The following is a 12610-nucleotide window of genomic DNA, read 5'->3' as shown; positions in this document are numbered from 1 at the left end:
TTAGTTAGTAATGGAAGAAAAAACAATTAATTTAAAGCTAGTAATATTTTCTGGCTTGATGATGGCTGTAATTGGCTCAGTAATTGGATTAGCTGCTGCAGAGATGAGTAAAAGTCGTTATCAATGTTGTAATTTTACAAGAATAGATAAAGGTTATAGCAGTGCAAAAGCACCTCGTGCTTATGCAACAATAGGTGCAATTATGGGATTTGTTATAGGGTCAATTCAAGAAACTGTAAGATCTCTGAAACCAGAAGATGAATAGTAAGCATTTCCTCCGGAATGCTGCGCAAACAGCTATCAGCTTTATTACCTTTAGTGAACAACTAAAACTCGTCGTTCTTGTGCTTCAATTCTCTGGTTAAAAATGTAGTAGAGCTTAAGCGAATGCTTGCTTGATTCATTAAAAATATCAGAGCTAACTGCTAATAGCTAAATGCTGAGGATGAGCAAGATTAAAAAAGTCAATATCTTGAATTATTTAAGAGCAATAAATGTAGTAGAAAAATATTAATTCTCAACTTTGGAAATTGTCTCAGTGGATAAAGAATTTTGCCAAGGGTCTAAAATATCTTTAAATAATGTTTCCTCTATCCAAGTTTTAGCTACTACTGTTAAAGGTAAAGCTAAAATTAGACCTAAAATTCCAAAAAATGTAGTGAAGAAAATTTGAGATGCTAGAGTAACAGCAGGTAAAAGAGAGACTTGTTTTGCCATAACAGTTGGACTTAACCAGTAACTTTCAAGATTCTGAATAATAATATATAAAATTCCTACCGCAGCTATTTTCCAAGGAGCATCTAAAAGAGCAATCATTATGGGAAAAACTACACTCATAGTCGGACCAATATTAGGAATAAAATTGAGTAAACCTGCCAGTAAAGCATGAGTCAGAACTAAATCAATTTGTAATATTAATAAACCAATACCACTGCAGGTCGCCACAAAAAGAGAGTTAATTACTATTCCACCAAACCAATTGCCTAAAGCTACCTCGCACTTTGATAGAATTTCATCTGCACGTCGCCGATAAAAAGAAGGAAATAAAAGTAATCCTACTCTTCGATAAGCTTGAGTATTAACTAAAAACATTATTGTTAATACAAATACGAAAAGTACCTGCAAGAATACTATAAAAGTATTAGAAAAAATCTTAAAAAAGTTGCTAAATAACTGAGTACCGAATGTTTGTGTTTGTACTAGCATATCAGTAGCAGTGGGTGGTGCTGGAAATAAATCGGGTCTTTGTCGATATAACTGTACAAGTTGAGAGCGAACTTCTGTAAATACATCAGGTATCAAGGCAACTAATTTTTCAAACTGGGTAATAAAAGGCGGTACAACTAGCAACAAAAATAGAAGCATAATTAATGTGGCTAAACTTAAAGTAGCAATTACAGCTAAGTTTCTTTTAATTCCCCATCTATAAAATTTCTGTACTAATCTATTCAAGGCAGTTGCTAAAACTATTGCAGCAAATACTAATAGTACAAGTTGTCTAATTTCCCAAAGGATATATAAGGAAATAAGTAAACTAAAAAAGCCTAACCATTGACCAAAATTCATATTTTTTTGTTTTGGAGTTGTTGGAGTTACGACTACTGTAACAATTTCAAGTTGAGGAATAAACCATTAAATTTTCTCCGTTGTTTGCTTTCCCCTTTTGTCTTCCAAATAAGTCTCTCAACTGTAAGCATTCAGCTATCAGCAGTCAGCTATCAGCAATTAGTAATAAATAATTACTTCTCAGATTTGCTCCTGAGACTTTGGCATTCAAGAATTAAGAATTAAGAATGCGCGAATTTAGAATTACCTCTCCTTGAAAAGAAGAGGATTGACGAACAGGAAAATTTTTATTTATTATCCCCGATCAAGGGGAGGCTTTAAACTACAATATTTCGGTAACTTTTTATTCTTTCTCAATTAAATATTGCTTTTAGTGAGCGATAAAAGCAATATTTAATTGAGAAACGAAAAATATTGTTACAAAAGTCAGCTCCAAAGTCTATATTTATCTAAACCTCGTCCTTAAACACAGGGTATTAGCGCTCATAGCTGATGGCTAATAGCTGAATGCTTACCTAAAATCTTATGGCTATATTAACAGAATATTTATAATTAACAGCCCTGTGTAAGAATAGAGTGGTTAGATTCAGAATAGTTGATCGATACTTTCAAACTTATCTCTAAATAGTAAATATTTTGATAATTTTCTTAACTTCCCACCCTGACATCAATTCTCAAAAGTCTTGCCATACCATTCTATAAGGTCTAAAGCCTTTCCTTTTAAGGAGGAAAAAGAAAAAAATAATTTTGGTTAATCCTCTCCTTAAAAGAAGAGGTAATTATTAATTATTAATTATTGAATCCCACCCTTTTGTCATACTAATTTTGAGGTGTAATCTAGATGAATTTATCAAAAAATCAAGTCTTATCATTGTCAATAATTTTACTTTCTTTCACAGTAAATGGATGTACTATCTCGAATAAAAAATTACCACCATCTCCTGAAGTAACTCAAGAGCAGCAACAAAAAGCATTAACTCCTGAAGAAATACACGAAAAAGTTTTAACAATTGACAGTCATATTGATTGGCCTTATCGTCAATTTTTAGATCCTGATTTTCAACCTAATATTAGACATCTACCAGGAAAACTAGGAAGTGGTCAATGGGATATTGTTAGGATGCAAGAAGGTGGATTAGATGCTGTCTTTATGTCAATATTTACTCCTCAAAAGGAACGCGATCGCCAAGGGCATGAACAGGCAAAAGCAAAAGCCATTAAAATGATTGAAATAACAAAAAAGATGGCAGAATAAAATTCAGATAAAGTTGAAATTGCCTTAAATCCAGAGGATGCTGAACGCCTGGATAAAATGGGGAAAATAGCAATATTTATGGGTATTGAAAATGGCTATCCAATTGGTAAAGATATTAGTAATGTGAAATTTTTCTACGACCAAGGTATTAGATATATAACAATAACTCATTCCAAAAACAATGAACTAGCGGATTCTTCTACCGATAAAAAACAAGAATGGAATGGGTTAAGTGACCTGGGAGAAAAAGTTGTCAAAGAAATGAATAGTTTGGGTATCATGGTCGATATTTATCACGTCCATGATGATACATTTTGGGATGTAATTAAGTTAACAAAAGCACCAGTCATCGCATCTCATTCTAGTGCTAGACAACTAGAAAATCATCCTCGCAATATGAGTGATGAAATGCTAAAAGCTGTTAAAGAGAATGGTGGGGTTGTACAAGTTTGTATTTTTGATACCTATATAAAAAAACTACCCCAGACAGCAGAAAGAGAAAAAGCAATGAAAACAATTGCCAAAGAAATAACTGCTTATTGGCAAGGAAAACTGAGTCAAGTAGAAATAGAAAAATTTAGAGAAAAATATGATCTAATTAATGATAAATATCCCAAAAATCAACCCACTGTTACTGATGTAGTAGACCATATAGATTATATGGTAAAAGTTATGGGTATTAATCATGTTGGCATTGGTTCAGATTTAGATGGCGGTGGTGGAGTTAGAGGAATGAATGATGTTTCAGAAATGCCAAATATTACAAAAGAATTAGTAGCACGGGGATATACTGAAGAGGATATTCAAAAAATTTGGGGTGGAAATTTAATGCGAGTTTTTAGTGAAGCGCAAAAAGTAGCGAGAGAAATTCAGAACCAAGAAATATCAGGAAAATAACTTTGTAAAATGATTGACTCAGAATTTTTCCAACTATGATTGAGCTTTTCTTTTCGGTTGTATCTGCTGTTTTTCCAGTAGGGTGTATAGTTTTAATTGGTTTTATATTTGGCAAAAATTTTTCCATTGATGAACCGACACTTTCCAAACTGGCTTTGTATGTTTTATTTCCGGCATTATTAACCGATATAATGTATCGGACTACTCTTAGTATTGAGTCAGCAACAGGAATATTTATAGCCTTTGGATTAACCTATCTTTTACTCTGTTTAATATCTTGGGGAATAGGAAGAAGATTAGGTTTTTCGGAGTCTCTACAAAAAAGTTTATTGGCGACTACAGCTTTACCTAATTCTGGAAATATGGGGTTACCTGTAACTTTATTTGCATTAGGAGAAGCGGGGTTAGAAAGAGCAGTAATTTATTTAATATCATGGAATATAATTGTGATGAGTACAATGCCTGCTATCCTCAAAGGGGGAGGGTTTCGGTCTGGTATTATTTTTACTTTTAAATTACCCATAATTTGGGGAATGATTTTAGGTGTAATTCTTAACTCATTTAATATTGAATTACCTCTAAAACTTGATGATGGTTTACATCTTTTGAGAGAAGCTGCAATTCCAGTTGCTTTATTATTGATGGGAATACAAATATCTAAGAATCGTTTTCAACCAGGTACTTATGACTTAAGTGCTAGTTTAATCCGTTTGTTAGGAGGAGCATTTGTTGCTTATTTAGTTGGTAAAATTCTGAATTTAGAAATGCTTGATTTACAAGTATTAGTCTTACAAAGTGCGATGCCAAGTGCCTTAACTTCTTTTTTAATAGTTAATGAATTTGGTGGGGATGCGACAAGAACTTCTAAGGTTGTGGTAGTATCAACCCTCTTATCTTTTTTAACTTTGCCTCTAGTATTGTGGGCTATTGGTGCAACATCTTGATGTTATGTTAATTATTAACTACAATCTTGTCAAAAGATCAAAATTATATTACCTAACTGTTAGGTGATTAGCTATTTTCAAGTTGTGATTTTATATCGTTGATATTATTGAAATGGTTTATATATTAACAAATTTATGTTATTGATACTTTCTACAACTCCTAACGTTCAAAAAGAGAGTTTATGGTATTAAACTCCCTTAAAAGTTTCTCCTTCCGAGCAATGTTTCAGCACCGATAAACATTAGTTTAGGTAATACCAATTTTCAAAAATAATGTTACGAATAGTAAGAGAGATAAAAAGACTTTACAGGATATTTTCCTTTGACAAAAAAGATTATTTATGACCTAAAAAATGGTATTAAAGCCATTCATTTGTATTTTTATTGGCAGTCCATTCTTTGATTTTATAACCTAAATTTTCAGCATTTTTTATCATACCAAAAGTTTTCAGTCCGTTAAGAATAGACTTGAATTTCAATGGTATTTCATTCTGATTTGCTTGTATATATTTTTGAATATCTTGCGACAACTGATTCTTTTCCAATTCATTAAGATTATCATTTAATGAAGAGAATGATTTAAGAGAAGCATCTTTCATTTTAGTCTGAGTGTCTGCATAATACTGCCTTACTTTTAGATTACTTTGTTCTTTTGAGAACTCTAACAAACTAGGATTATTTGTTAAAACCTCAAGCAAAATTTTACCTTGTTCCATAATTTTTGCAGACTGCTCTTGAATTATTTTATCTTTGACTGTTTCAAGTTTTGCTTGTTCTTTTTCTACTTCTTTTTCTGCACGATTACATTCTTCTTTTAGAGCTTTAGCTAAAGTTTCTATAATATTTTGTTGTTCCTTAAAATTAGTTTTAGCTTGGTTTAAAGATTCAATTGTAATCCGTACAGGTATATCGTAATGAGTTAGAGAACCCCGACATTAAATAAAATTATTGACGACTTATAAAAAAGTATTAAAGTAACTACTATTTTTCTTATTTTCATTATTTTTTTCAATACCTTTACAATAATCTTTAGCATCAATAAAACAAACAGGAAACTCATTAATATTGTGAGGATAAAGTGCTTTATTTAGGCTTTGACTATAGTTATCTTTTTGTTCAGAATATGTTCCCACCCCTTTCGACATTTTGTTCACAACCAAAATAATTTTCCACTGATAAAGTTTTTCAATAGATATTGTTACTGTTACCAAACTGCTACCAAAATTATACTATATCTAGTAGGAATATCTGAAAATTAATCTCAAGCGCTCAAATTTACTAGGCAAAAACTTAGTTCCCAGAAATATCTAGTGTAAAAATCTTCATTTTGCCTAAGTCCTTTTACAATTAGATTAATTAAAATTATATAGTCGCTCTATCAGAGTTTCCTTAATTTTTATATTAGCTGTGAGTAAATAGAATTATGAATTCTAGAAGTTTTCATTTAGGTAGACCACAGAAACTCTTGCTTAAAGGTAGAAGGTAGGAATTAAAAAGCAGAAGTTATGTATTTCATTAAAGTGAAAAGCGCTATAAGTTAAAGAAAATTTTAACCCTTAATATTCTGTCTCTCTAGAAGGATTTAAATTACTAAATACCTGACTCAGATTTTAGTCTAATTTTTTGTTTGACAATCACTCTATTCCTAACTTTGAAAAAATTTGGCATAATAAATTTGGCATAATTTTTCAGTAAACTGATGAAAAATTAAGACAGGTGAATTTATCCCCTGTCTTAACAATTTTTGCTTCCCAACGTTGACGTTTTTCATGTCACGGAGCAAAAAGAATCTACGCGACTTTAGTCTGTGGAGTGTCAGTTATTATCCATTCTAAACCCTGTTCTTTTTCTGACCAAGAAAAACATTTTACCTCTATATGAGTCATATTGCTAAAAATTTTATTACCAGCAATAGTCAATTTATTTACCCAAGCTGCATCACATACAACTGCTTTTTTATCAAAATCTTTCAGATGTCCTAGACCAAATTTTAAGTCTTCCCATAAAGCTTCCACAGATATTCCTTGAAAACTTTTAACTTCAACATAAACTCGTAATTTAGGTTGAGATTTTAATCTTTCCCCCACTAAATTTTTTATTTTTTCAATGTCACTTATTTCAATTTTGCCATCAATACTAAGACCAATGATATTCTGATTTGCTAGAGGTATAATTTCCATCATAGTAGTTTTCTCCTTCTGAGATACTTCTAATTTTAATCTGATATTTTTTGGTAGAGCTTCCTCAGATTTTTTATCCCTTTATACAGTGATTATGATTTTTCCATTTCCTCAATTTTTCCCTCTTAATTGAAGGGCATAAACCCGTATATTTTCCCAAAATAAATTGATCTACTCAGATTACTTAGTATATTGCTAAGTATTAAGTATTATTAGCTTTAACTAGCTATCAGCTATCAGCTATCATCCTAAAAATTTACGCAATTAGGTATCTGTTTGCGGAGCATTCCGGATCGAAACGCTTTTTAACTTTAAACTTGAAAGTAAAAGGCATCGACCTAATACTTACTCCTACCCTATAACCTAAATTTAACGCAAGTAGATTAAAACTGCCACCAAAGAAGTTTATTGGTTTACATTTATTAAAATAAGGGAGTATTTTTTTATCCCCTTGCTGAAGTATAGAATTTTTGGAAAGGCGAATCTTTGTTAGGAAAAGTTTTTATTTGTCAATCAAAACTGTTTGTAAAAATGCTTGCTTTTTATTCTCTCTGTAAACTGATGGAAGTGTTCAAGAATTTAGAATTAATAATTTAGAATTTAGAATTATTTCTTCTTATAAATAATATCATGTCCGGCTAATTAGTGATAAAAAATTTTCTCCTTCAACTCAAGTTCTTCTTCTTCCTTCTTCTTCCTTCTTCTTTCTTCCCTCCTGACTCGGTCCTTCCCCTCCTGGGAGGGGTTAGGGGTGGGTTGACTCCTGACTCCTCCGTCGTTATTTATTTATAACTGTTCAACCGGACATGATATAAGAGGATTGGATCAAAGGATTTTTTTTCTTCTCTTGGTCTGATGGATATGGCGAGGAGATCCGCTCTTGACAGAGCCGCTACTTCTTACAGAGGAGCTTTCCTATGGTCATGCTGCGCAAACGCTAACGCTAACACCATCCCACCCTTCGGGAAGCTGCGCTAACGACCGTTTTTTTCTCCATGAATGGAGAAGCTTTATACCTGAATTTTTCGGTAAAAAAAAATGGTTTGAGTTAGGTTAGTTAGGCAACGGAAAGTTTAAGCAAATATACAACTTTTTTTGTGAATAAGAAAAAACATTTACTGAGAATATAGGTAGTGGTGTATAAATAGTAATATCCTCAAAAAAGTCAAGTATTCAAGGAAAGACTATCTTTTTGAAAAGAATAATTTAGGTACTTTCTATTCCCTATTCCCTGTTCACTATTCGCCACCTCTACCCTAGTGCAGGATGGCGGAAATAACTAACCAGTTAAAAAAGGTTCAAAAGCTTGTACAATAACCTTTCTTCCCTTCTGCCTTCTGCCTCCTGCCTTCTGCCTTTTTGCACTAGATCGCTACATTTACAGGACTACCAAAATATCTAAGGTTTCTAGATGTACTTTGACTGATAACAAAGTTACGATTCAGGAGACTAACTGACGACTAAATAATTACAAGATATTAACTAAACTGTTGCTGATAAAAACGAGCATAAAGCATACCTTTTTCTAACAATTCTGAGTGAGTTCCTGATTCTAATATTTCACCATTTTCCATAACTAAAATTCGATTAGCACGACGTACAGTAGCTAGTCTATGAGCAATAATAAATACCGTTCTTCCTTGCATCAATCTTTCTAACGCTTCTTGTACTAAAAATTCAGATTCAGAGTCAAGAGAAGAAGTCGCTTCATCTAATATTAATATCTTCGGATTTTCTAGTATTGCACGAGCGATCGCTATTCTTTGTCTTTGCCCTCCAGATAAATTAATACCCCTTTCTCCTACCCAAGTTTGATAACCTTTTGAAAGCTTAGTAATAAACTGATGAGCATTAGCAACTTTAGCTGCCTTTTTTACTGCATCAATATTATAATTTAGCTGACCAAAAGCAATATTTTGCGAGATAGTTCCTGAAAATAAAATTACTTCTTGAGGTACAATTCCAATTTGTCTTCTCAGACTTGTAAGAGTAACATCCTTGATATTTATATCATCAATTAATATTTCCCCTGACTGAACATCATAAAATCTAGGTAACAAATTTGCCAGTGTAGTTTTACCTGCTCCAGAAGCTCCTACCAAAGCAATTATTTCTCCTGAATTTACCAACAAATTTAGATTCTTTAAAACCTTTTTTTCTGACTGATAATCAAAACATACATTTTTATATTCTACCTTTCCCACTACTGGAGGAAGAACAATAGCATCTAACTTTTCTGTAACTTGAGGTTGAATATTTAAAAGTTCAAAAATCCGGTCACAAGATGCTTCTCCTTGTTTAAACTCACTATAATTACTTGTTGTTAAAGAAATCGGATCGATTAACAAAGCCACACCTGTTAAATAACTAATAAAACCTTCTCCAGACAAGTTTCCTTCAGATATTTGCCACGCCCCCAAAAAAAACAAAAAAGCCACACTCATTGCTTCTAAAAAACCCACTACTACAAACTGGAGTGCTTTAACTTTTTCTGCCATATATTTTGCTTGTCGATTTTGTTCAGCTTCCACAGAAAATATAGCAATTTGATATTCCTCAGCAGCAAATGCTTGTACTATTCTAATACCATTAAATACCTCCGTTATTAAAGCTGATAAATTAGAAGTCCGATTTTGACTTTGGTGGGAAAAAGAAAGTAATAATTCTCCGAACCAACCTATTAATAATGCCATTAACGGTGCAACTACTAGAGTTACAACAGTTAATTGCCAGTTGAGATAAATCATGTAACCCAGCACAACTATCAACTGTAAAATACAAGGAACAAATTGGTGAAAAAATTTATTGACAACCTCTCCAGTACGGTCAATATCCTCTGTAAGTCGATAAGAAAGGTCTCCTGTTTTTGATTTTTCAAAGTAACTAATATTGAGTCTTTGTAAGTGAGAATAAACTTCTTTCCGCAAGTCTAAGGCAATAGTAAAAGCAGCTTTTGCCATGAAAGTATCTTGACCATACTGTACAGTTCCTTTGATCAGGAAAATAATAGCTGCAAGACCTGCTAGTTGAGCGATCGCCCCTACATCTCCCCTACCAATATGACCTGCCATTTCACCCAATAGCCATGCTAAAATCGGCCAGAAAATTGTAAAAGCCAATGTACAAGCTAATGCTTTTACAATGGTAGGCCAATGTTCATAGATATAGGGTAAGAGCTTCCAATAATTGGATCTAGGTTTCAAGAAATCAAACTTAATACTGTTTTTCAAAATATGAGATTTCTATATTAATTATAAAAAAACTTGCTTTTAGTTGTTTAGTCATGATAGAACCATTTTAAGTCAAGTCTGAGGCAAAATTTGGTCTAGCATATAAGTCCATTTATTCTGTTATGTGTAGAGGCAAGCTAAGTTTTTTGATAATTTGACTTGAATAATGTATTTTTTGTGATATTCTAGATATGCCAACGTAAAGCTTCTTGCAAGGGTTTTGGCATACCCAGGTTCGTGTATCTAGCAAACCCCAAAAATAACTCTTACGTCCTATGTATGGCCTAGCTTCAGAGGCTTATCAAGATGTAACTGTTATGCGGGATTTCATTTAATTTAACTAAACAGAGGAATTCATGGAAATATTAGCATTTTCCCATTTAGCTTTCAACGAAGAAGACTCTACTAACAAAGAGTTTACTGCTTGTGTAGATTTCAAAAAGCTATCTAGTGTTGGAGCAATGGGTTTATTATCTGCTGCTACTTTAGCTGTAGGAATGAATGTAACTGCTGATTCTGCCTCCGCTTATTACGGTGGTGGTAGCTATGGTCGTTATGGTGGCTATGGTGCCTACGGTAGTTCTGGTCGTTATGGTAGCTATGGTCGTAGCTCTGGCCATTATTATAAGAAAGTTGTTAGTCGTTCCTACAGCCGTTCCTATGGTAGCTATGGTGGCTACGGTCGCTATGGTCGTTATGGTGGTTATGGTGGCTACGGTAGTAGTTACGGTGGTGGCTATGGTGGTGATTGCTACTAAGTTTTTAATCGCCTAAGAGTCCACAATTATCTGAAAATTGTGGACTTTTAAATTTTTTTGAATATTCTGCATAAATAATCTACCTAACATGGTAGCTTAGTAATGCAACCAGGGAAATCATCAGATTTCCTTGGTTGTTAACAGCCTAAATTAAGGCTCTACCAAAATTAAATTTCCTTTTTTTGAGTGTCGCACTGCAAAAGAAACCCAAAACGCTATAAGGCAAGTTGGTAAGGCACTTATAAAAAAAAGTTGTAAAACATTACTCATCAGAGGAGTTATGGAAACACTAGCATATTCCCATCTAGCTACTGCCGAAGAAAGTTCTATAGTTGAGCCTACCTTTGAAGGAGTGAACTGGAAAAAGTTCTCTACATTAGGTATGATGAGTCTTCTATCAGCTGCTACTATTCTAGGTGCTATTAGCGCGACTGCTAATTCTGCTGCTGCATGTCACTATAAGAACCCTTGCAGTGGTTATGGTCACGCTCGCCATTATGGCAAAGGTTATTATCGTCCCAAGTATCGTCATGCTTCTTATAAGGGACATCGCCGTCATCGTGGATATTATTTGAGCCATGGTAGTCGTGGACATCAAGTATCCAAGTTGCAACACCAATTAGGAATGATGGGCTATTTTCATCATCATCGTGCAACTGGCTATTTTGGGCCTAAGACTAAATATGCAGTTAAAGCATTCCAACGCGATCATGGCTTAAGGCCAGATGGAATTGTTGGACGTCACACTAGAGCAGCTTTAGGTTTCTATTAAAAATAAAATTTAGCTTCATTGCTAATGGTGATGAGGGTAAAAAATGAGTAGGTGGAGTTATCGCCAATTTTAAGTCTATGGAAAGAATAAGGTTACAGACTGCGGTCAGTGGTTCTCATGGAAACAGGGAGCTAACTCCACAGCTGCTCATATGCTTTTGGGTAAGTTTGGGTAAGTTTAGTAGAACGGTTACTCAAATAATAAAACATCAGAGCTTTTAACCTCAAAGCATTTCAAGATTAATAGTTAATTCCAGGAGCAATACTCCAAACCAATTGCTCCTGTTCATCTAAATATAAGTATCCCTAAAATACCCAATCTCATATATCAAAAGTATTTAGTTGTTTCACCCAGAAACTGTAATACTAACCAATAGAATCTTAACAGAAAGCTTGGAACCTAATATAAAGCTCTGAAAATGATTAAGGTTATTGATAATCTGGCTGATTGATAATTTGAGTATAAAGCCTCCTCCTAGAAAGCTCCTAGAAGAGAGAGTTGATGTTTACTCCAAAAATCGAAAGTGATCGAGGTATTTAACCGCTCTAAACACCTAGCTATCTAGCCAATAAACTGACCTTGAAAACTATAGTGAATTTTCATCAGCTAATATTCATAGTTTTTTGCCAAGGTGGAGAGGCAGTATATTTACCATAAAATAGACTAAATTTCCAAAAAGATTTCAGCCAATAGAGAATAATTTGCTTGAGATGTTGGAATAGTGTTTGGTATTGATTGACATGAAATGTAGGAGTTCTTAACATATTTCCTACTCCCCTATTTTATAAAGATAACTCTATATAATTATTGTAATCTCCTGACTAATCATTTAGGTTAGTCCTCTTAATTAAAGTTAATAAATAATAAATTAAAATTTAAAGAAAGCAGATTTTTCTCATTGAAGGTAAAATCTGGTTTTTAATTTACCGAAAAATTCAGTCTAAAGCCTTGCTCTTAAGCAGCCAATTTTATGTTATGGCAGGGAATAAGGAATAGTGAGAAAAATAT

10 protein-coding genes and 1 pseudogene are annotated in these 12610 nt (G+C 33.2%); 5 read left to right on the top strand and 6 right to left on the bottom strand.

Annotation, left to right across the window (positions count from 1 at the left end; genetic code table 11):
• The first annotated feature begins 10 nt into the window (after positions 1 to 10).
• Complete coding sequence (locus D5R40_RS03760) at positions 11 to 265, top strand: hypothetical protein (protein WP_240038867.1); 255 nt, start codon at positions 11 to 13, stop codon at positions 263 to 265.
• 245 nt (positions 266 to 510) lie between these two features.
• Here D5R40_RS03760 and D5R40_RS03755 read toward each other — a convergent pair whose 3' ends face one another.
• Positions 511 to 1566, bottom strand: coding sequence for an AI-2E family transporter (locus tag D5R40_RS03755; RefSeq protein ID WP_124144196.1), 1056 nt, complete (start codon positions 1564 to 1566; stop codon positions 511 to 513).
• A gap of 841 nt (positions 1567 to 2407) precedes the next feature.
• Between D5R40_RS03755 and D5R40_RS03750 the strand changes: the two are divergent.
• A pseudogene (locus D5R40_RS03750) lies at positions 2408 to 3718 on the top strand (dipeptidase).
• Positions 3719 to 3753: 35 nt separating this feature from the next.
• Positions 3754 to 4662 carry an AEC family transporter gene (locus D5R40_RS03745; RefSeq protein WP_124144198.1) on the top strand — a complete coding sequence of 303 codons (909 nt, stop codon included), beginning with the start codon at positions 3754 to 3756 and terminating at the stop codon, positions 4660 to 4662.
• Between the two features lie 359 nt (positions 4663 to 5021).
• Here the strand turns inward: D5R40_RS03745 and D5R40_RS03740 are convergent, their stop codons facing one another.
• The 4 genes from D5R40_RS03740 to D5R40_RS03725 all read right to left on the bottom strand — a co-directional run bounded on the left by D5R40_RS03740 (position 5022) and on the right by D5R40_RS03725 (position 10045).
• Positions 5022 to 5378, bottom strand: coding sequence for a hypothetical protein (locus D5R40_RS03740; RefSeq protein WP_124144199.1), 357 nt, complete (start codon positions 5376 to 5378; stop codon positions 5022 to 5024).
• Between the two features lie 240 nt (positions 5379 to 5618).
• Complete coding sequence (locus tag D5R40_RS03735) at positions 5619 to 5873, bottom strand: hypothetical protein (RefSeq protein WP_124144200.1); 255 nt, start codon at positions 5871 to 5873, stop codon at positions 5619 to 5621.
• Positions 5874 to 6452: 579 nt separating this feature from the next.
• Entirely contained in the window at positions 6453 to 6845 is a 393-nt protein-coding gene (locus tag D5R40_RS03730) for a SpoIIAA family protein (RefSeq protein ID WP_124154249.1), read from the bottom strand.
• A gap of 1475 nt (positions 6846 to 8320) precedes the next feature.
• Positions 8321 to 10045, bottom strand: a complete 1725-nt coding sequence (locus D5R40_RS03725) for an ABC transporter ATP-binding protein (RefSeq protein ID WP_124154253.1) — start codon at positions 10043 to 10045, stop codon at positions 8321 to 8323.
• Positions 10046 to 10428: 383 nt separating this feature from the next.
• Here D5R40_RS03725 and D5R40_RS36970 point away from each other — a divergent pair, with 383 nt between their 5' ends.
• Both D5R40_RS36970 and D5R40_RS03715 read left to right on the top strand, forming a co-directional pair.
• Positions 10429 to 10830 carry a hypothetical protein gene (locus D5R40_RS36970; protein ID WP_192901266.1) on the top strand — a complete coding sequence of 134 codons (402 nt, stop codon included), beginning with the start codon at positions 10429 to 10431 and terminating at the stop codon, positions 10828 to 10830.
• 280 nt (positions 10831 to 11110) lie between these two features.
• Positions 11111 to 11602, top strand: a complete 492-nt coding sequence (locus D5R40_RS03715) for a peptidoglycan-binding domain-containing protein (protein ID WP_124154248.1) — start codon at positions 11111 to 11113, stop codon at positions 11600 to 11602.
• A gap of 602 nt (positions 11603 to 12204) precedes the next feature.
• Here D5R40_RS03715 and D5R40_RS34530 read toward each other — a convergent pair.
• Positions 12205 to 12366, bottom strand: a complete 162-nt coding sequence (locus D5R40_RS34530; RefSeq protein WP_161564424.1) for a hypothetical protein — start codon at positions 12364 to 12366, stop codon at positions 12205 to 12207.
• Positions 12367 to 12610: the final 244 nt, after the last annotated feature.

The sequence above is a fragment of the Okeania hirsuta genome (genome assembly GCF_003838195.1).
Taxonomy (GTDB): domain Bacteria; phylum Cyanobacteriota; class Cyanobacteriia; order Cyanobacteriales; family Microcoleaceae; genus Okeania; species Okeania hirsuta.
Note: the sequence above shows the minus strand (reverse complement) of the source record. Positions and strands in the feature narration are given on the sequence as shown.

What these genes read in the sequence shown, in the direction of transcription:
- D5R40_RS03760 (WP_240038867.1), top strand. Translation starts at nt 11, where the DNA reads ATGGAAGAAAAAACAATTAATTTAAAGCTAGTAATATTTTCTGGCTTG.
- D5R40_RS03755 (WP_124144196.1), bottom strand. Translation starts at nt 1,566, where the DNA reads ATGAATTTTGGTCAATGGTTAGGCTTTTTTAGTTTACTTATTTCCTTA.
- D5R40_RS03745 (WP_124144198.1), top strand. Translation starts at nt 3,754, where the DNA reads ATGATTGAGCTTTTCTTTTCGGTTGTATCTGCTGTTTTTCCAGTAGGG.
- D5R40_RS03740 (WP_124144199.1), bottom strand. Translation starts at nt 5,378, where the DNA reads ATGGAACAAGGTAAAATTTTGCTTGAGGTTTTAACAAATAATCCTAGT.
- D5R40_RS03730 (WP_124154249.1), bottom strand. Translation starts at nt 6,845, where the DNA reads ATGATGGAAATTATACCTCTAGCAAATCAGAATATCATTGGTCTTAGT.
- D5R40_RS36970 (WP_192901266.1), top strand. Translation starts at nt 10,429, where the DNA reads ATGGAAATATTAGCATTTTCCCATTTAGCTTTCAACGAAGAAGACTCT.
- D5R40_RS03715 (WP_124154248.1), top strand. Translation starts at nt 11,111, where the DNA reads ATGGAAACACTAGCATATTCCCATCTAGCTACTGCCGAAGAAAGTTCT.
- D5R40_RS34530 (WP_161564424.1), bottom strand. Translation starts at nt 12,366, where the DNA reads ATGTTAAGAACTCCTACATTTCATGTCAATCAATACCAAACACTATTC.